This is a genomic window from Streptomyces sp. SCSIO 75703 (assembly GCF_036607905.1).
In the GTDB taxonomy this organism is placed as follows: Bacteria; Actinomycetota; Actinomycetes; order Streptomycetales; family Streptomycetaceae; genus Streptomyces.
The window spans coordinates 2,027,843-2,044,829 of sequence record NZ_CP144555.1; the positions used below are offsets into that span (position 1 = coordinate 2,027,843).

At 71.8% G+C, this 16,987-nt stretch carries 20 protein-coding genes and 5 tRNA genes; 6 read left to right on the forward strand and 19 right to left on the reverse strand.

The features are described 5' to 3' along the window. Positions 1-11: 11 nt before the first annotated feature. Positions 12-197, forward strand: a complete 186-nt coding sequence (gene rpmB / locus VM636_RS08670) for a 50S ribosomal protein L28 (RefSeq protein ID WP_003993230.1) — start codon at positions 12-14, stop codon at positions 195-197. 80 nt (positions 198-277) lie between these two features. Here rpmB and thiD read toward each other — a convergent pair whose 3' ends face one another. Both thiD and VM636_RS08680 read right to left on the reverse strand, forming a co-directional pair. Then, entirely contained in the window at positions 278-1,075 is a 798-nt protein-coding gene (gene thiD, locus VM636_RS08675; protein ID WP_030421531.1) for a bifunctional hydroxymethylpyrimidine kinase/phosphomethylpyrimidine kinase, read from the reverse strand. Beyond that, positions 1,072-2,040: a thiamine-phosphate kinase gene (locus tag VM636_RS08680; RefSeq protein ID WP_030421530.1), complete on the reverse strand. Its 969-nt coding sequence runs from the start codon at positions 2,038-2,040 to the stop codon at positions 1,072-1,074. The genes thiD and VM636_RS08680 overlap by 4 nt, the downstream gene beginning before the upstream one ends. Before the next feature lie 224 nt (positions 2,041-2,264). On the opposite strand from VM636_RS08680, the gene VM636_RS08685 reads away from it, so the two are divergent. Next, positions 2,265-2,498, forward strand: coding sequence for an Lrp/AsnC ligand binding domain-containing protein (locus tag VM636_RS08685; RefSeq protein WP_030421529.1), 234 nt, complete (start codon positions 2,265-2,267; stop codon positions 2,496-2,498). 20 nt (positions 2,499-2,518) lie between these two features. Then, entirely contained in the window at positions 2,519-3,001 is a 483-nt protein-coding gene (locus tag VM636_RS08690; protein WP_030421528.1) for a DUF3515 domain-containing protein, read from the forward strand. On the opposite strand, the gene VM636_RS08695 is transcribed toward VM636_RS08690, so the two are convergent. The 4 genes from VM636_RS08695 to VM636_RS08710 form a co-directional block, all read right to left on the reverse strand. Next, positions 2,998-3,954, reverse strand: coding sequence for an IS481 family transposase (locus VM636_RS08695; protein WP_338482875.1), 957 nt, complete (start codon positions 3,952-3,954; stop codon positions 2,998-3,000). The genes VM636_RS08690 and VM636_RS08695 overlap by 4 nt on opposite strands. Before the next feature lie 220 nt (positions 3,955-4,174). Further along, entirely contained in the window at positions 4,175-5,329 is a 1,155-nt protein-coding gene (locus VM636_RS08700) for a D-alanine--D-alanine ligase family protein (RefSeq protein ID WP_030421527.1), read from the reverse strand. 148 nt (positions 5,330-5,477) lie between these two features. Next, a complete protein-coding gene (locus VM636_RS08705; RefSeq protein WP_030421526.1) occupies positions 5,478-6,488 on the reverse strand; it encodes an NAD(P)H-dependent glycerol-3-phosphate dehydrogenase in 1,011 nt (336 codons plus the stop codon). Continuing rightward, positions 6,485-7,279 (reverse strand): lysophospholipid acyltransferase family protein, encoded by a 795-nt coding sequence (locus VM636_RS08710; RefSeq protein WP_030421525.1) that lies wholly within the window; start codon positions 7,277-7,279, stop codon positions 6,485-6,487. Before VM636_RS08710 ends, VM636_RS08705 begins: the two co-directional genes overlap by 4 nt. Positions 7,280-7,422: 143 nt before the next feature. Here VM636_RS08710 and cofC point away from each other — a divergent pair, with 143 nt between their 5' ends. Next, the gene (cofC, locus tag VM636_RS08715) at positions 7,423-8,061 is read left to right on the forward strand and encodes a 2-phospho-L-lactate guanylyltransferase (protein WP_030421524.1); all 639 of its coding nucleotides are present in this window, start codon (positions 7,423-7,425) and stop codon (positions 8,059-8,061) included. Positions 8,062-8,070: 9 nt separating this feature from the next. Continuing rightward, positions 8,071-8,274: a hypothetical protein gene (locus tag VM636_RS08720; protein WP_030421523.1), complete on the forward strand. Its 204-nt coding sequence runs from the start codon at positions 8,071-8,073 to the stop codon at positions 8,272-8,274. A gap of 97 nt (positions 8,275-8,371) precedes the next feature. Here the strand turns inward: VM636_RS08720 and VM636_RS08725 are convergent, their stop codons facing one another. From VM636_RS08725 to leuC, 4 genes are all read right to left on the reverse strand, one after another. After that, positions 8,372-9,031, reverse strand: coding sequence for an HU family DNA-binding protein (locus VM636_RS08725; protein WP_030421522.1), 660 nt, complete (start codon positions 9,029-9,031; stop codon positions 8,372-8,374). A 136-nt stretch (positions 9,032-9,167) separates the two neighbouring features. Further along, the gene (locus VM636_RS08730) at positions 9,168-9,398 is read right to left on the reverse strand and encodes a hypothetical protein (RefSeq protein WP_030421521.1); all 231 of its coding nucleotides are present in this window, start codon (positions 9,396-9,398) and stop codon (positions 9,168-9,170) included. A 275-nt stretch (positions 9,399-9,673) separates the two neighbouring features. Next, positions 9,674-10,267: a 3-isopropylmalate dehydratase small subunit gene (leuD, locus tag VM636_RS08735; protein WP_338484246.1), complete on the reverse strand. Its 594-nt coding sequence runs from the start codon at positions 10,265-10,267 to the stop codon at positions 9,674-9,676. 5 nt (positions 10,268-10,272) lie between these two features. After that, on the reverse strand, positions 10,273-11,703 hold the full coding sequence (gene leuC / locus VM636_RS08740; RefSeq protein ID WP_030421519.1) for a 3-isopropylmalate dehydratase large subunit: 1,431 nt from the start codon (positions 11,701-11,703) through the stop codon (positions 10,273-10,275). Between the two features lie 196 nt (positions 11,704-11,899). Between leuC and ndgR the strand changes: the two genes are divergently transcribed. Beyond that, positions 11,900-12,616, forward strand: coding sequence for an IclR family transcriptional regulator NdgR (ndgR, locus tag VM636_RS08745; RefSeq protein WP_011030305.1), 717 nt, complete (start codon positions 11,900-11,902; stop codon positions 12,614-12,616). 217 nt (positions 12,617-12,833) lie between these two features. On the opposite strand, the gene VM636_RS08750 is transcribed toward ndgR, so the two are convergent. From VM636_RS08750 to VM636_RS08790, 9 genes are all read right to left on the reverse strand, one after another. Further along, positions 12,834-12,906 (reverse strand) — tRNA-Glu (locus VM636_RS08750). Positions 12,907-12,934: 28 nt separating this feature from the next. Continuing rightward, positions 12,935-13,006: transfer RNA gene (locus VM636_RS08755), tRNA-Gln, on the reverse strand. Between the two features lie 20 nt (positions 13,007-13,026). Next, positions 13,027-13,099 (reverse strand) — tRNA-Glu (locus tag VM636_RS08760). Between the two features lie 85 nt (positions 13,100-13,184). Continuing rightward, positions 13,185-13,257: transfer RNA gene (locus VM636_RS08765), tRNA-Glu, on the reverse strand. A gap of 42 nt (positions 13,258-13,299) precedes the next feature. Next, positions 13,300-13,371: transfer RNA gene (locus VM636_RS08770), tRNA-Gln, on the reverse strand. Positions 13,372-13,461: 90 nt separating this feature from the next. After that, positions 13,462-14,193, reverse strand: coding sequence for an HAD family hydrolase (locus VM636_RS08775; protein WP_030421518.1), 732 nt, complete (start codon positions 14,191-14,193; stop codon positions 13,462-13,464). 118 nt (positions 14,194-14,311) lie between these two features. Continuing rightward, on the reverse strand, positions 14,312-15,796 hold the full coding sequence (gene gltX / locus VM636_RS08780) for a glutamate--tRNA ligase (RefSeq protein ID WP_338484247.1): 1,485 nt from the start codon (positions 15,794-15,796) through the stop codon (positions 14,312-14,314). Continuing rightward, positions 15,789-16,565, reverse strand: coding sequence for a fumarylacetoacetate hydrolase family protein (locus VM636_RS08785; RefSeq protein WP_053913633.1), 777 nt, complete (start codon positions 16,563-16,565; stop codon positions 15,789-15,791). The genes gltX and VM636_RS08785 overlap by 8 nt, the downstream gene beginning before the upstream one ends. A gap of 120 nt (positions 16,566-16,685) precedes the next feature. Further along, the gene (locus tag VM636_RS08790; RefSeq protein WP_030421515.1) at positions 16,686-16,871 is read right to left on the reverse strand and encodes a hypothetical protein; all 186 of its coding nucleotides are present in this window, start codon (positions 16,869-16,871) and stop codon (positions 16,686-16,688) included. Between the last annotated feature and the right edge of the window lie 116 nt (positions 16,872-16,987).

Sequence of the window (16,987 nt, forward strand, 5' to 3'; positions counted from 1 at the left end):
TGGAGTGACCCGTGGCTGCCAACTGCGACGTCTGCGGCAAGGGGCCGGGCTTCGGCAACAACATCTCGCACTCGCACCGCCGTACGTCCCGTCGCTGGAACCCCAACATCCAGCGTGTGCGTACCGTGGTCGGCGGGACGCCGAAGCGCGTGAACGCCTGCACCTCGTGCATCAAGGCCGGCAAGGTCTCGCGCTGACGCGTGCACTGCCCGGTCCGCGGTACGAAGCCGGTCCACCTGAGGTGGACCGGCTTTTTGCCGTACCCGCACGCCGGTAGCTAGGGCGTCGCGCGGCGCAGGGCCCAGCCGTGGCCGACCGGTCCGATGCCGCCGCCGAGGGCGAAGCCGGCCCGGATGGCGCCCGTGACGTACTCCTTGGCCGCCCGGACCGCGTCGGGGACGCTCAGTCCCCGGGCCAGCCCGCAGGCGACGGCCGAGGCGAGGGTGCAGCCCGTGCCGTGCGTGTGCCGGTTGTCCAGGCGCGGGGCGCGCAGCCAGTGCTCCTCGGAGCCGTCGGTGAGCAGGTCCACGGCGTCCCCCTCCAGGTGCCCGCCCTTGATCAGCACCCAGCGCGGCCCGAACTCCAGGACCGCCGCGGCGGCCCTCGGCAGATCCGCCTCCGAGCCGGCCTCCACCCCGGTCAGTTGCGCCACCTCGTCGAGGTTGGGCGTGGCCACCGTCGCCGCCGGCAGGAGCCGGGTGCGGACGGCGTCCAGGGCGGAGGCGGCGAGCAGCGCGTCGCCGTGCTTGGAGACGCCGACCGGGTCGACCACGGCCGGCGCGTCGGTACCGGCGATCAGTGCGGCGACCGTCTCGACCACTTCGGCGGAGGAGAGCATGCCGGTCTTGACCGCCTGCACCCCGATGTCGTCGACGACGCTGCGGTACTGGGCGCGGACCGCCTCCACCGGCAGCTCCCAGGCGCCCTGGACCCCGAGCGAGTTCTGCGCGGTGACCGCGGTGAGCACGCTCATGCCGTGGGTACCGAGGGCGAGCATCGTCTTCAGGTCGGCCTGGATCCCCGCTCCGCCGCCGGAGTCGGAACCGGCCACGGTCAGGACGCGCGGCGGGGTCACGCCTCCCCACCCCCTCCGAAGTGGTCCCAGCCGCCGGTGCTGGTCCACGGCGCGCCGTCGACCGTGACCTGGGGCAGCGCCGAGGGGTTGAGCACCTCGCCGATGACCTTCCAGCGGGCGGGCAGCTTCACGTCCGGCGGGAAGGTCGCGACCATGGCGTGGTCCTCTCCCCCGGTGAGCACCCACTGCATCGGATCGACGCCGACGGCCTGGCCGATGTCGTTCATCTGGGAGGGGATGTCGATCTGTCCGGAGCGGACGTCGATACGCACCTTGCTGGCCTCGGCGATGTGCCCGAGGTCGGCGACGAGCCCGTCGCTCACGTCGCACATGGCGGTGGCGCCGAGGGCGGCGGCGGCCGGGCCGGCGTGGTAGGGCGGCTCGGGGCGCCGGTGCGCCTCCACGAAGGCGCGCGGGGAGCGGAAACCCCGGGACAGGACGGCGAATCCGGCGGCGGACCAGCCGAGCCAGCCGGTCACCGCGACCAGGTCGCCGGGCTGGGCGCCGCCCCGGGTGACGGGCTCCTGGTTGCGCAGGTCGCCGAGGGCGGTGATGGAGACGGTGATCGTGTCACCGCCCACCACGTCGCCGCCCACCACGGCGGCGCCCGCGACCTGGCACTCGTCGCGCAGCCCGTCCATCAGCTCGGTCGGCCAGGTCACCGGGAGTTCGGAGGGGACGACGAGGCCGAGGAGCAGTGCGGTGGGCACGGCGCCCATCGCGGCGATGTCCGCCAGGTTCTGGGCCGCCGCCTTGCGGCCCACGTCGTAGGCGGTGGACCAGTCGCGCCGGAAGTGCCGTCCCTCCACGAGGATGTCGGTGCTGGCCACCACCCGGCGGTCGGGTGCGGCGACCACCGCGGCGTCGTCGCCGGGGCCGACGCGGACCGCCGGGGTCGTGGTGAGCCGGGAGGTGAGCTCCCTGATGAGCCCGAACTCCCCCAGCTCACCGACAGTGCCCTTCATTGCCTTACTCCCCTTCTGTCCCTGTCCGGGTCCGGTCGCGTGCCGTTCCCGGGCTGGTTACGGTCGAGAGGACCGTCGTCCCGGCCGCGTGGGTGCCGATCGCGCGTCGTCGCCGGATGCCCGGCGTGTCCCCGCCCCGCGGGTCTCCCCGCCGGAAGGGACGACGCGATACCGTGGCGTTCCTTTTTCCCGCACATGATCCCCGTGGCCGCCCTGGAGGTTCCGTGGTACAGGCGTACATCCTGATCCAGACGGAGGTCGGCAAGGCGTCGGCCGTCGCCCGGACGATCGGGGAGATCCCCGGCGTGATCCAGGCCGAGGACGTGACGGGACCCTATGACGTCATTGTCCGGGCGCAGTCCGACACCGTCGATGCCCTGGGCCGCATGGTGGTCGCCAAAGTCCAGCAGGTGGACGGGATCACCCGTACTCTGACCTGCCCGGTCGTCCATCTCTAGCCCCCGTCTACGCTGTGCCGGTGACATCCTTCCGCCACCGGCCCCGCCGCCTGCCCGCCCTCGTCCTGCTGATCGCCGCCGCCGGCTGCACCACCGCGGACGACGGTGCCCCGGTGCCGGTCCCGAGCCCGGACGCGAAGGCCGCCGGACTGTGCCGGAACCTGGACTCGGCGCTGCCGCCGACCGTGGACGGCCTGGAGCGTGAGGACCCCTCGCCCGCCTCGAAGCTGACGGCGGGCTGGGGAAACCCGGTGATCATACTGCGCTGCGGTGTGGAACGGCCCGCCGAGATGGACGATCCCGCGGCGGACGGGGTCGAGGTCGACGGAGTGGGCTGGCAGTTGCTCAGGCGGGACGACGGAGGGTTCCGGTTCACCACGACGCTGCGGGAGGCGTACGTCGAGGTGACCATCCCCGCCGAGCGGGCGGACGGCGGAATGGCGCCGCTGGTCGATCTGGCCCCGGCCGTGAAGAAGGCGATCCCCGAGGGAATCGCCTCCTAGGTGTATTGACCCGCAGCGTTGTTGACACGGCTGATGGGCGGGTGTCCGTCCAGTGCGGTGTGGCAGCGGTGGTGGTTGTAGGTGTGGAGGAAGTCTGCCAGGGCTTCGGTCCGTTCGGTGTTTGAGGTGTAGGGCCGCAGGTAGGCCCATTCGTCGAGCAGGGTGCGGTTGAAGCGTTCGACCTTGCCGTTGGTCTGCGGCCGGTAGGCCCGGGTCAGCTTGCCGGTCGCGCCGAGCTCGGCCAGGACTGCCTTCCAGGCCAGGCCCTTGCGGTAGGCCCAGGCGTTGTCGGTCAGCACCCGCTCGATCCGGGTGATGCCCTGGCTGTGGAAGAACGTGGCCGCGCGGGTGAGGAAGCCCGCGCAGGTCGCGGTCTTCTCGTCGCCGTGGATCTCGCTGTAGGCGAGGCGGGTGTGGTCGTCGACGGCGGAGTGGACGTAGTCGAAGCCCATGTTGTTGCGGGTGGCCCGGCCGGCCTGGCGGCCCAGCGCTTTGTGACCGCCGCCGTCGGGGATCCGGCCGAGTTTCTTCACGTCGACGTGGATGAGTTCCCCGGGACGCTCGCGTTCGTAGCGGCGGATCAGCGTGCCGGTGGGGCGGTCGAGCCAGGCCAGGCGGTTGAGCCGGTGGCGGGTCAGGATCCGGTGGACGGTCGAGGCGGGCAGGCCCAGGATCGGGCCGATCCTGGCCGGCCCGAGCTTGCGGCTCTGTCGCAGGTCGCAGACGCGGGTTTCGACCGAGGCCGCGGTCCGGTGCGGCGTCGTGTGAGGCCGGCTCGACCGGTCGTGCAGGCCCGCCTCGCCTTCAGCCCGCCACCTGCGGATCCATTTGTGAGCCGTGGCCCGGGAGATACCCATCTCGGCGGCCACGTGAGCGACCGGACGGCCTGAGCAGACACGTTCGACCAGCAGTCTTCTACCGAAGACGGTCAGCCGGGCATTACGGTGGGGCACGAAGACCTCCGTGCGGTGAGTTCCTAGACAGCTCCCACCACACCGGAGGTCTTCGCCATGTTCAAGATCCAGCAGTGTCAACAACGCTCGTGATCAATACACCTAGGGCCTTTCGTTGGGATCACGCCGGGCTCGCGGGGCCCGGCACCCTGATCCGGCCTGATCCCAACGAAAGACCCCAGACGCCGGCGAGCCGCCGACCGCGACCGGCCCCGGTGGCTCAGCGCAGGCCCGTGGAGCGGCGCAGCGCCGCCGAGATGAGCCGGTCCACCAGCTCCGGGTAGCCGACGCCGCTCGCCTGCCACATCTGCGGGTACATCGAGATCGGCGTGAAACCGGGCATCGTGTTGATCTCGTTGATCACGAACTCGCCGTCCTCGGTGAGGAAGAAGTCCGCGCGCACCAGCCCCTCGCAGGAGGCCGCCTCGAACGCCTCGACGGCCAGCCGCCGCACCTCGGCGGTCTCCTCCGGCGTGAGCGGGGCGGGGACGATGCCCGGCGTGGAGTCGATGTACTTGGCCTCGAAGTCGTAGTACGCCTGCGAGGAGGGCGGCGGGATCTCGGCGGGGACGGAGGCCCGGGGGCCGTCCTCGAACTCCAGCACCCCGCACTCGATCTCCCGGCCCCGCAGGGCCGCCTCGACGAGGATCTTCGGGTCGTGGGCGCGGGCCTCCTCGATGGCCTCGTCGAGCCCGGCGAGGTCCTCGACCTTGGTGATGCCGATCGAGGAGCCGGCGCGGGCGGGCTTCACGAAGAGCGGCCAGCCGTGCTCCGCGGCGAAGTCCACGATCCGCTTGCGGGCGGCGGGCCGGTCCCGCTCCCAGTCGCGGGGCCGGATCACCTCGTAGGGGCCGACCTTCAGCCCGAAGGAGGCGAAGACCCGCTTCATGTACTCCTTGTCCTGGCCGACGGCCGAGGCGAGCACGCCCGAGCCGACGTAGGGGACCCCGGACAGTTCCAGCAGGCCCTGGAGGGTGCCGTCCTCCCCGTAGGGGCCGTGCAGCACCGGGAAGACGACGTCCACCTCGCCGAGCGCCTTGGGCACCGAACCGGGCTCGCTGTAGACGACTTCGCGGTTGCCCGGGTCGACGGGCAGCACCACGGCGCCGTCGGCGGACTCGGCGAGCTGGTCCACGCTGGGCGTGCGCCGCTCGGTGATGGCCATGCGTTCCGGTTCGTCGGCCGTGAGCACCCACCGGCCTTCGCGGGTGATGCCGATCGGCAGGACGTCGTACGCCGACCGGTCGATGGCCGCGAGGACGGCGCCCGCGGTGACCATGGAGATCCCGTGTTCGGAGCTGCGTCCGCCGAACACGACGGCCACCCGCGGCTTGCGCGGCGGCTCAGGGCTCTGGGGGAGGTTCTCGGTGCTCATATCGCGTCGAGAGTACCCGGTGGTATTCCGCGCGTCTGCGCCCGCCGGGCCGCCTCTCCGCAACGTCCCACGGACGGTCGCGCGCTGTCGCCGGGACGGTCGCTCAGCGTCGTGGCCGGCGGGGCCCGGCCGGGGCCCCGCGGCCGGTTCAGCGCCGCTCGGGCTTGGCGCTGCGCCCCATCAGTTCGGCCACGGCGGTCACCGGGGACTTGCCCTCGTGCACGATGGCGACGACCGTCTCGGTGATCGGCATGTCGACGCCGTGCCGGCGGGCCAGATCCAGCACGGACTCGCAGGACTTGACGCCCTCGGCGGTCTGCCGGGTGACCGCGATGGTCTCCTGGAGGGTCATGCCCTTGCCGAGGTTGGTGCCGAAGGTGTGGTTGCGGGAGAGCGGCGAGGAGCAGGTGGCCACCAGGTCGCCGAGTCCGGCCAGTCCGGAGAAGGTCAGCGGGTCCGCGCCGAGCGCCACGCCGAGCCGGGTGGTCTCGGCGAGCCCGCGGGTGATGAGGGAGCCCTTGGCGTTGTCGCCGAGGCCCATGCCGTCCGCGATGCCGACGGCGAGGCCGATGACGTTCTTGACGGCGCCGCCCAGTTCGCAGCCGACCACGTCGGTGTTGGTGTAGGGGCGGAAGTAGGGGGTGTGGCAGGCGGTCTGGAGGCGGCGGGCCACCTCCTCGTCGCGGCAGGCGACCACGGCGGCGGCCGGCATGCGCGCGGCGATCTCGCGGGCCAGGTTGGGGCCGGTGACGACGGCGACCCGGTCGGCGGCGGCGCCGGCGACGTCCTCGATGACCTCGCTCATCCGCATCGCGGAGCCGAGTTCGACGCCCTTCATCAGCGAGACGAGGACGGTGCCGGGCGCCAGCAGCGACGTCCAGGCGGCCAGGTTCTCGCGCAGCGTCTGGGAGGGGACGGCGAGGACGGTGAAGTCCGCGCCCGCGGCGGCCTCGGCGGCGTCGGTGGTGGCCCGCAGGTTCGCCGGGAGTTCCACCCCGGGCAGGTAGTCCGGGTTGGTGCGGGTGGAGTTGACCGCGTCGGCGAGTGCGGCGCGGCGCCCCCACAGGGTCACCTCGCATCCCGCGTCGGCGAGGACCGCGCCGAAGGCGGTGCCCCAGGAACCGGTGCCGAAGACGGCCGCCCTGACCGCTGTGCTCACGTGCTCTGCCCTTCCGCGTGCTGCTCCTGTGCCCGCTCCTGCGCCGGCGTCTGCGTCTGCGCCTCGGTGCGGCGCCGCTGCTCGATCCGCTCGCGACGCGGGTCGTAGGGGGTCTCGGGCGCCTTCTCGCCCCGGATCTCCTCCAGCAGCCGGGTCACGTCGGCCATGATGGCCTCGGTGACCTCCTTGAGCAGTTCCGCGGTCATCTCCTGGCCGTAGAAGCGGGAGAGGTCGACCGGCGGCCCGGCCAGCACGCGGTGGGTCTTGCGCGGCAGCAGGTGGGGCTTCTTGGCGTAGGGCGGCAGGAGTTCGTTGCAGCCCCACTGGGCGACCGGGATCACCGGGCAGCGGGTCTGGAGCGCGACGCGCGCCGCGCCGGTCTTGCCGGTCATGGGCCAGCCGTCGGGGTCGCGGGTCAGGGTGCCCTCCGGGTAGAAGGCGACGCACTCGCCGCGCTCCACCGCGTCGATCGCGGCGCGGAAGGCGCTGAGCGCGTCGGTGCTCTCGCGGTAGACGGGGATCTGCCCGGTGCCGCGCATCGCGGCGCCGACGAGACCTTTCCGGAAAAGACCGCTCTTCGCCAGGAACCGCGGCACCCGTCCGGTGTTGTACTGATAGTGCGCGTACGCGAAGGGATCGACGTGCGAATTGTGGTTCACGGCGGTGATGAATCCGCCGTCGGCCGGAATGTTCTCCATTCCCCGCCAGTCCCGCTTGAGCAGAACCACCAGCGGCGGTTTGCAGATCACCGCGGCGAAGCGGTACCAGAAGCCGATTCGGCGGCGGGGCACGCGGACACCTTTCCTCCAGGGCCTGGGGACGGACAAGTGTCGCCCCGGGCCGCGCGTCTGTCGAGAACACCGTACGCCCCGACGGGGGAACCGCCAGATACCCCGGGTGACAATGACGGCGACGAGAGAAGGACGGAACGCCCGTGCAGTGGACCCTGGTGGTACCCGTGAAGCCCTTGGCCCGGGCCAAGAGCAGGCTGGCGGACACGGCCCACGACGGGGTGCGGCCGGGGCTCGCGCTGGCGTTCGCCCAGGACACCGTGGCGGCCGCGCTGGCCTGCCCGGCGGTCGCGGGTGTGGCCGTCGTCACGGACGATCCGCGGGCGGCCGGCGCCCTGGCGGCCCTCGGCGCCGGCGTCGTCCCGGACGAACCGGACGCCGGTCTGAACGCCGCCCTGGCCCACGGCGCGGCGCGGGTGCGGGCGCTCCTCCCCGAAAGCGCGGTGGCCGCGCTGAACGCGGATCTCCCCGCGCTGCGGCCGGTGGAATTGGCCCGCGCGCTGTCGGCGGCGGCGTGTTTCCCCCGCGCTTTTCTCCCGGACGCGGCGGGAATCGGCACGACCTTGCTGACGGCCGCCCCGGGCCGGGAATTGTCACCGGCTTTCGGCGTGCGTTCCCGCTTCCGCCACCGCGCGTCGGGCGCGGCGGAGCTGCTCCCCGCCGGGGTGGATTCCGTACGGCAGGACGTCGACACCGGCGAGGACCTGCGGACGGCGCTGGCGCTGGGGGTGGGTCCTCATACGGCCGCGGTGGCCGCGCGGTTGCCCGCGGTGGGGACGTAGGCTGCCGGTATGCAGGCGACCGCGTACACGTACGACCCCGACAGCCGCAGCGGGCAGGTGCTGCTCGACGACGGCACCCCGGTGCCCTTCGACACGGCGGCGTTCGACGCGGGGGGCCTGCGGCTCCTGCGGCCCGGACAGCGCGTGCGCGTGGAGACCGAGGGGGCGGGCGCGGACCGCCGGATCACGCTGGTGACGCTCCAGACCTTCTGACGCGGGCCGCGCGGGCGCCCCCGGACACGCCGCGGGCCGGGCTCCGATGGGGAGTCCGGCCCGGCGCGTGAGTGCCCTGCTGCCCGGTGGCCCGCCGCTACTTCTTGCGGGCGGTGGTCTTCTTGGCGGTGGTCTTGCGGGCGGTCGACTTCTTGGCGGGGGCCTTCTTGGCGGTCGCCTTCTTCGCGGGAGCCTTCTTGGCGGCGGTCTTCTTCGCCGTGGCGGTGGTGGTCTTCGCCGTGGCCTTCTTCGCCGTGCTCTTCTTCGCCGCCGCCGTGGTCTTGGCCGCGCCCGTCTTCTTGGCGGGGGTGGCCTTCTTCGCCGCGGTGGTCTTCTTCGCCGTGGGGGTGGCCTTCTTCGCCGCCGTGGTCGCCTTCTTGGCGGCGGCCTTCTTTCCCGCGGCCTTGGCGATGGTCGGCGTGGGGCCCGACAGGCTGCCCTTGGGGGCCTTCTTGACCGCGATGTCGTTCTTCGGGAGCTTCTTCGAGCCGCTCACCAGGTCCTTGAAACCCTGGCCCGCGCGGAAGCGGGGCACGGAGGTCTTCTTGACCCGAACCCGCTCGCCCGTCTGGGGGTTGCGGGCGTAGCGGGCGGGACGCTCCACCTTCTCGAAGGAACCGAAACCGGTGACCGACACCCGGTCCCCCGCGACCACCGCGCGGACGAGGGCGTCCAGGACCGCGTCGACGGCGTCGGCGGCCTGCTGCCGTCCGCCCAGCTTGTCGGCAATCGCTTCTACGAGCTGCGCCTTGTTCACGTCTTCCCCTTCGGAGACATTGCCGGAACGAATGCGTTCAGGCTTTTTCGCACGTTAGGCAGATATATACCGCAAATCAAACGCGAAACGGGCTAATCACCCTTGTGCCGCAACGGACTCGGCTGTCTCGGCCTGTTCAGGCTTCCTCTTCGGGGAGCCGACCCTCGTCGAGGTCCGCCGTGAACCGCTCCAGACGCCGCGCCGCACCGGGCAGATCGTGTTTGGCCGCGGCCGTAATGACCAGCAGCTTCCGGGTCAGCGCCATCCGTACGCCCTCCGGGACTTGCAGTGCGCGCACCTTCGCGTGCGCTTCTTTGAGCCGGACCGCGACCGCCGCATAGAGCTCGAGTTGGCCGTCGTGTTCCATGCACAGATTGTGCCATCTGGGGCGAGTTGTCGCCTGCGCAGGGGGCAACTCGCGTCTCGGCACGTCGTTCCGGGACGCGCGAGAGCCGTGGCTCCAGGGGGCGTGTACCCCTGCAACCACGGCTCTAACGTGGGAAGTTGCCGATCCGAGGGCGCCTCGGCGCGACGGACGACGCCCCGACACGGCCGTACCCCCGATCGGACCGATCGGGGGTACGGAGGCGGTGCTGGGGTGGCCGAAAGTCGACTGTGCCGGCGGTGGGCCGGCCGCCCGGGTCAGACCGGGAGCGTCCGCGGCTTGAAGGACGGGCGCGTCGCCTCGTAGGCGGCGATGTCGCTCTCGTCGCGGAGCGTGAGCGAGATGTCGTCGAGGCCGTTCAGCAGCCGCCAGCGGGAGTTCTCGTCCAGCTCGAAGGCGGCGGTGACGCCCTCGGCGCGGACCTCGCGAGCCTCCAGGTCGACGGTGATCTCGGCCTGCGGGTCGGCGTCGGTCAGCGCCCAGAGGGCGTCCACGACCTTCTGGTCGAGGACCACGGTCAGCAGGCCGTTCTTCAGCGAGTTGCCGCGGAAGATGTCGGCGAACCGGGAGGAGATCACGGCCTTGAAGCCGTAGTTCTGCAGGGCCCAGACGGCGTGCTCGCGGGAGGAGCCGGTGCCGAAGTCGGGGCCGGCCACCAGGACCGAGGCGCCCTCGCGCTCGGGCTGGTTCAGCACGAAGGACGGGTCCTTGCGCCAGGCCTCGAAGAGCCCGTCCTCGAAACCGTCCCGGGTGACCTTCTTGAGCCAGTGGGCGGGGATGATCTGGTCGGTGTCGACGTTGCTGCGGCGCAGCGGGACGGCCCGGCCGGTGTGGGTGGTGAAGGCTTCCATGACTCTCAGACTCCAGCGGGCGTGGGGACGTCGGCGGCGGCCAGGTCGGCCGGGGCGGCCAGGTGGCCGGTGACGGCGGTGGCGGCGGCGACCTGCGGGGAGACCAGGTGGGTGCGGCCGCCCTTGCCCTGCCTGCCCTCGAAGTTGCGGTTGGAGGTGGACGCGGAACGCTCACCGGGGGCGAGCTGGTCCGGGTTCATGCCCAGGCACATCGAGCAGCCCGCGTGCCGCCACTCGGCCCCGGCCTCCTTGAAGACCTGGTCCAGGCCCTCGGAGACGGCCTGGAGGCCGACCCGGGCGGAGCCGGGGACGACCAGCATGCGCACGCCGTCGGCGACCTTGCGGCTCCGCAGGATGTCGGCGGCGGCACGCAGGTCCTCGATGCGCCCGTTGGTGCAGGACCCCACGAAGACGGTGTCCACCTTGATGGAGCGCAGCGGCTGCCCGGCCTCCAATCCCATGTACTCCAGGGCCTTTTCGGCGGCGAGGCGCTCCGACGCGTCCTCGTAGGAGGCGGGGTCGGGCACGGCGGCGGACAGCGGCGCCCCCTGGCCGGGGTTGGTGCCCCAGGTGACGAACGGGGACAGCTCGGCGGCGTCGATGACGACCTCGGCGTCGAACTCGGCGTCCTCGTCGGTCCTCAGCGTCTTCCAGTACGCGACGGCCGCGTCCCAGTCCTCGCCCTCGGGGGCGTGCGGGCGGCCCTTGAGGTAGGCGAAGGTGGTCTCGTCGGGGGCGATCATGCCCGCGCGGGCACCGGCCTCGATCGACATGTTGCAGATGGTCATCCGGGCCTCCATCGAGAGCTTCTCGATGGCCTCGCCGCGGTACTCCAGGATGTAGCCCTGGCCGCCGCCCGTGCCGATCTTCGCGATGATCGCCAGGATCAGGTCCTTGGCCGTGACGCCGTCGGGCAGTTCGCCGTCGACGGTGATCGCCATGGTCTTGGGACGGGCCAGGGGCAGCGTCTGGGTGGCCAGCACGTGCTCGACCTGCGAGGTGCCGATGCCGAAGGCCAGCGCGCCGAAGGCGCCGTGGGTGGAGGTGTGCGAGTCGCCGCAGACCACGGTGGTGCCGGGCTGGGTCAGGCCGAGCTGCGGGCCGACCACGTGCACGACGCCCTGCTCGACGTCGCCCAGCGGGTGCAGCCGCACGCCGAAGTCGGCGCAGTTCTTGCGCAGCGTCTCGAGCTGGGCCCGGGAGACCGGGTCCGCGATGGGCTTGTCGATGTCGACGGTCGGGGTGTTGTGGTCCTCGGTGGCGATGGTGAGGTCGAGCCGGCGCACCTCGCGCCCGTTCTTGCGCAGGCCGTCGAAGGCCTGCGGGCTGGTCACCTCGTGCAGGAGGTGCAGATCGATGAAGAGCAGGTCGGGCTCGCCCTCCGCGCGCCGGACGACATGGTCGTCCCAGACCTTCTCCGCGAGTGTCCTGGCCATCGCTTTCCCTCCGGCCGGCGACCGAGCGCCGAACCAACTAGATCGTGTGGAAGCGGCGCCCGCGCCCCCCTGGTCCGGGCGTCCGCCGCCAGGCCCGTTCCGTCCATGGGCCGCTGTGACGTCGTGGGACCCAGGGTGGCGTGTTCCACGGAAAATTGAACTTGCGTTTCACAGAGTGAGACGCAAGTATCGTTGCATGGACAACAGTAGCGGCGTCGGCGTTCTGGACAAGGCGGCCCTCGTCCTGAGCGCTCTGGAGTCCGGCCCGGCCACCCTCGCGGGGTTGGTCGGTGCGACCGGACTGGCACGACCCACGGCCCACCGCCTGGCCGTGGCGCTGGAACACCACCGCATGGTGGCGCGGGACATGCAGGGCAGGTTCATCCTCGGCCCGCGGCTGGCGGAGCTGGCCGCCGCGGCCGGCGAGGACCGGCTGCTCGCCACGGCGGGCCCCGTCCTCACGCACCTGCGGGACGTGACGGGCGAGAGCGCGCAGCTCTACCGGCGCCAGGGCGACATGCGGATCTGCGTGGCCGCGGCCGAGCGCCTGTCGGGCCTCAGGGACACGGTCCCGGTCGGGTCCACGCTCACCATGAAGGCCGGCTCCTCCGCGCAGATCCTCATGGCCTGGGAGGAGCCGGAGCGGCTGCACCGGGGCCTGCAGGGCGCCCGCTTCACGGCGACGGCGCTCTCCGGGGTACGGCGGCGCGGCTGGGCCCAGTCGATCGGCGAGCGGGAGCCGGGCGTGGCGTCGGTCTCGGCGCCGGTGCGCGGCCCGTCCAACCGCGTGGTGGCCGCGGTGTCCGTCTCCGGGCCCATCGAGCGCCTGACACGGCACCCGGGCCGGATGCACGCCCAGGCGATCATCGACGCCGCCGGCCGCCTCTCGGAGGCCCTGCGCCGCAACGGCTGACCGCCGTCCACCGTCCCCTCGGGAGTGTCCGCCTCAACGCCGCGGCGGGCGCTCCCCTCGACCACGGTCCCACGACCCCGCTCCCCGACGCCGGGCCCTCCCGCTCTCCGGTCCGGGGTGAACCCGTACCGCCGCGGGGCGAGTTGTGCGCGGTACCGGCCGCCCGGCCCCGGACACGCCGATGGCCCCCCGCCTGAGCGAGGGGCCATCGATGACGTACCCCCGACCGGATTCGAACCGGCGCTACCGCCTTGAGAGGGCGGCGTGCTAGGCCGCTACACAACGGGGGCCTGGACACTGCGTTTCCGCAGGTCCGAGCTGGTCTACCTGGACTCGAACCAAGACTAACTGAACCAGAATCAGTCGTGCTGCCAATTACACCATAGACCAATGTGGTTTAGACCAGTCAGTACCCCCGACCGGATTCGAACCGGCGCTACCGCCTTGAGAGGGCGGCGTGCTAGGCCGCTACACAACGGGGGCCTGGCGATCCCACCCGGCCGGAGCCGGGCGTTGTCACCGTGGAAACAAGGGGTGCGACCCCGATTGTTCCCGCGGGATGGATCAGTACCCCCGACCGGATTCGAACCGGCGCTACCGCCTTGAGAGGGCGGCGTGCTAGGCCGCTACACAACGGGGGCTTTGTGGAGCAGTCCTCCACGGACGCAGATGAGCTCTGCGAGCTGGCCTACCTGGACTCGAACCAAGACTAACTGAACCAGAATCAGTCGTGCTGCCAATTACACCATAGGCCACTGGAACGCAAGCCCCGGAGGGATCTTGTTCTCGTGTACGTCCCGGTTCCCCGGCCTTTCGGCCCGCTCCCCGGCGGCGCAGGAAGAACATTACCCGAAGGTGGACGGGGCTCCAAAACGAGTATCGGCGCCGAGGAGCGCGGGGAGTTCGGACAGGGAGGCGATACGGCGCGGCCCGGACGGCGGTTCGAGGGCGGCGTACGGACCGCCCCGGTCGATCCACACCGACAGCAGCCCGGCGTCGGCGGCGCCGCGCCCGTCGATCTCCGGGTGGTCGCCGACGTAGGCGACCTCGTGCGGGGCGAGGCCGAGGGCGTCGCAGGCGGCCAGGAAGGCCGCGGCGTCCGGCTTGGAGACGCCCAGTTCGGCGGCGCACAGGATGGTCTCGAAGCGGTCGTGCACGCCCAGGACGCGCAGCTTGCGGTCCTGGACGGTGAGGCTGGAATTGGAGAGGACGGCGTGGCGGTGGCTGCCGGCCAGGGCGTCCAGGACGGGCAGCACGTCCGGGAAGAGGGCCCAGGCGGCCTCGTAGTGGACGAGGTAGCGGCGGAACCAGTCGTCGGCCTCGGCGTCGGTCAGGTCCCGCTCCAGGAAGACGCGGGTGCGGTCGCGGCGCTGGGTCTCGAAGTCGGTCTCGCCGGCGGCGAAGCGGGCCCACTGGCGGTCGGTGATCTCCCGCCAGCGGGCGAGGGCCTCGTGGGCGGACCCGTACCGGCCGAGGACGCCCTCGGCCGCCAGGTGGGCGCTGAGACCCTCGCGGTCGGCGGTGGTGTAGTCGAAGAGCGTGTCGTCGACGTCCCAGACGACGGCTGTGATCCCCATGCCCCGACCGTAACCCGCCGGGGTGCGGACGCACGAGGGGGCGGCCCCGTCGCCGGGTGCCGCCCCCGTCCCGCGCCGGTGCGCGCCGGTGCGTGTCCGCGCCGTCACGCGGGGTGGGTCAGGCAGCGAGGCGGGCCAGCGCCGCGTCCACGCGGGCCAGCGCCTTCTCCTTGCCGAGGACCTCCAGGGACTCGAAGAGCGGCAGGCCGACCGTGCGGCCGGTGACCGCGACGCGGACCGGGGCCTGGGCCTTGCCGAGCTTGAGGCCGTGCGCCTCGCCGGCCGCGAGGACGGCCTCCTTCAGGGACTCGGGGGAGGTCCAGTCGGCGGCCTCCAGCTTCTCCCGCGCGGTGCGCAGCAGGGCGTCCGAACCCTCCTTCATCGCCTTGTTCCAGGAGGTCTCGTCGAAGACCGGCTCGGCGAGGAAGAGGAAGTCGACGTTGTCGGTGATCTCGGAGAGCACCTTGAGGCGGGTCTGCGCGTGCGGCGCGATCGCCTGCCACTTCGTCTCGTCGAAGTCCTCGGGCGCCCAGGGGGCGACGGGGGCCTCCAGCCACGGGCGGCAGCGCTCGGCGAAGTCTTGGGCGCCGAGCATCCGGATGTGGTCGGCGTTGATCGCCTCGCACTTCTTGAGGTCGAAGCGGGCCGGGTTGGGGTTGACGTCGGAGATGTCGAAGGCGGCGACCATCTCGTCCATGGTGAAGACGTCCCGGTCGGCCGAGAGCGACCAGCCGAGCAACGACAGGTAGTTGAGCAGGCCCTCGGGGAGGAAGCCGCGCTCCCGGTAGAGGTTCAGGCTCGACTGCGGGTCGCGCTTGGAGAGCTTCTTGTTGCCGTCGCCCATGACGTAGGGCAGGTGGCCGAAGGCGGGGATCTCCTTGGCGACGCCCAGCTCGATCAGCGCCCGGTAGAGGGCGACCTGCCGCGGGGTGGAGGAGAGCAGGTCCTCGCCGCGCAGGACGTGGGTGATCTCCATCAGGGCGTCGTCGACCGGGTTGACCAGGGTGTAGAGCGGGGCCCCGTTGGCGCGGACGATGCCGTAGTCCGGGACGTTCTCCGGGGTGAAGGTCAGCTCGCCGCGGACCAGGTCGGTGAAGGTGATCGTCTCGTCCGGCATGCGGAAGCGGACGATGGGCTCGCGGCCCTGCGCCACGTACTCCTCCACCCGCGCCGCGCTCAGGTCGCGGCAGTGGCCGTCGTACCCGGAGGGCCTGCCGGCGGCGCGGGCGGCCTCGCGGCGCTCGTCCAGCTCCTCCTGGGAGCAGTAGCAGCGGTAGGCGTGGCCGGAGTCCAGGAGCCGCTGCGCGACGTCGGCGTAGACGTCCATGCGCTGCGACTGGCGGTAGGGCGGGTGGGGGCCGCCGACCTCGGGGCCCTCGTCCCAGTCGAAGCCGAGCCAGCGCATCGCGTCGAGGAGCTGGCCGTAGGACTCCTCGGAGTCGCGGGCCGCGTCGGTGTCCTCGATGCGGAAGACCAGGGTGCCCTGGTGGTGCTTGGCGAACGCCCAGTTGAACAGGGCGGTGCGGACCAGGCCCACGTGGGGGTTACCGGTGGGCGAGGGACAGAAACGGACGCGGACGGAGGAGCCGGATGCGCTAGCCACGCTTGACAACCTTGTTGGTGAGAGTGCCGATGCCTTCGATGGTGACGGCGACTTCGTCGCCGACGTGGAGGGGGCCGACGCCGGCCGGGGTGCCCGTGAGGATCACGTCACCGGGCAGCAGCGTCATCGCCTCGGAGATGTTGACGACCAGGTCCTCGACGGAGTGGATCATCTCGCCGGTGCGGCCGAGCTGGCGCTGCTCGCCGTTGACGGTGAGCTGGATCGTCAGGTCGCCGGGGTCGAGGTCGGTCTCCACCCAGGGGCCGAGCGGGCAGGCGGTGTCGAAGCCCTTCGCGCGGGCCCACTGCTTCTCGCGCCGCTGGACGTCCCGGGCGGTGATGTCGTTGGCGCAGGTGTAGCCGAGGATCACGTCCTTGACGCGGTCGCGCGGGACCTCGCGGCACATGCGGCCGATCACGACGGCCAGCTCGGCCTCGTGGTGGAGTTCCTCGGAGAAGGAGGGGTGGCGGATCTCGTCGCCGGGGCCGACGACCGAGGTGGAGGGCTTGAAGAAGGCGAACGGGGCGTCGGGCACCTCGTTGCCGAGTTCGCGGGCGTGCTCGGCGTAGTTGCGGCCGAAGGCCACGACCTTGCTGGGCAGCACCGGGGGCAGCAGGCGCACCTTGCCCAGCGGCACCTTGGTGCCGGAGAGCTCGAAGTCCGCGAAGGGGATGCCCTTGATGATGTCGAGCACGAGCTCGTCCGGCTGGTCGCCCTCGACCGCGCCGAAGGCGACGTTCCCGTCGATGGAGAACCTGGCGATGCGCACGGGTGGTGTGACCCCTTGGCTGAGCTGGGCTGAAGTCTGACGCTCCAGGCTAACGCGGACGGTCCGTCCGGCGGCTCAGGCGGGGACGGCCGCCTGAACGGCGGGCGGCCGGGGGCCGTACTACTCGGCGAAGGCGGAGACGGGGACCTCCATCAGGACCGTGCGCCGCGGGTTGGCGGTCTGGGCGGGCAGCTCGGCGGTGTGCTCCGGGAGCTCCGGGACCTGCAGTTCGCCGGCGTCGGTCAGGTGCGCCAGCGTGGTGCGCCGCGGGTTGGCGGTCTTGGGGAACATCATCGTCGTCTTCACGGTTTACGTGACCCTGTCGTGTACGGCGCCCGGGAGGGTGCAAGCACCCTTGGGGGGACGCGGGTTGTCGGTTTTGCCTTCTCTGTAAATCGTCAGGCTAAACATGCAATTCCCGC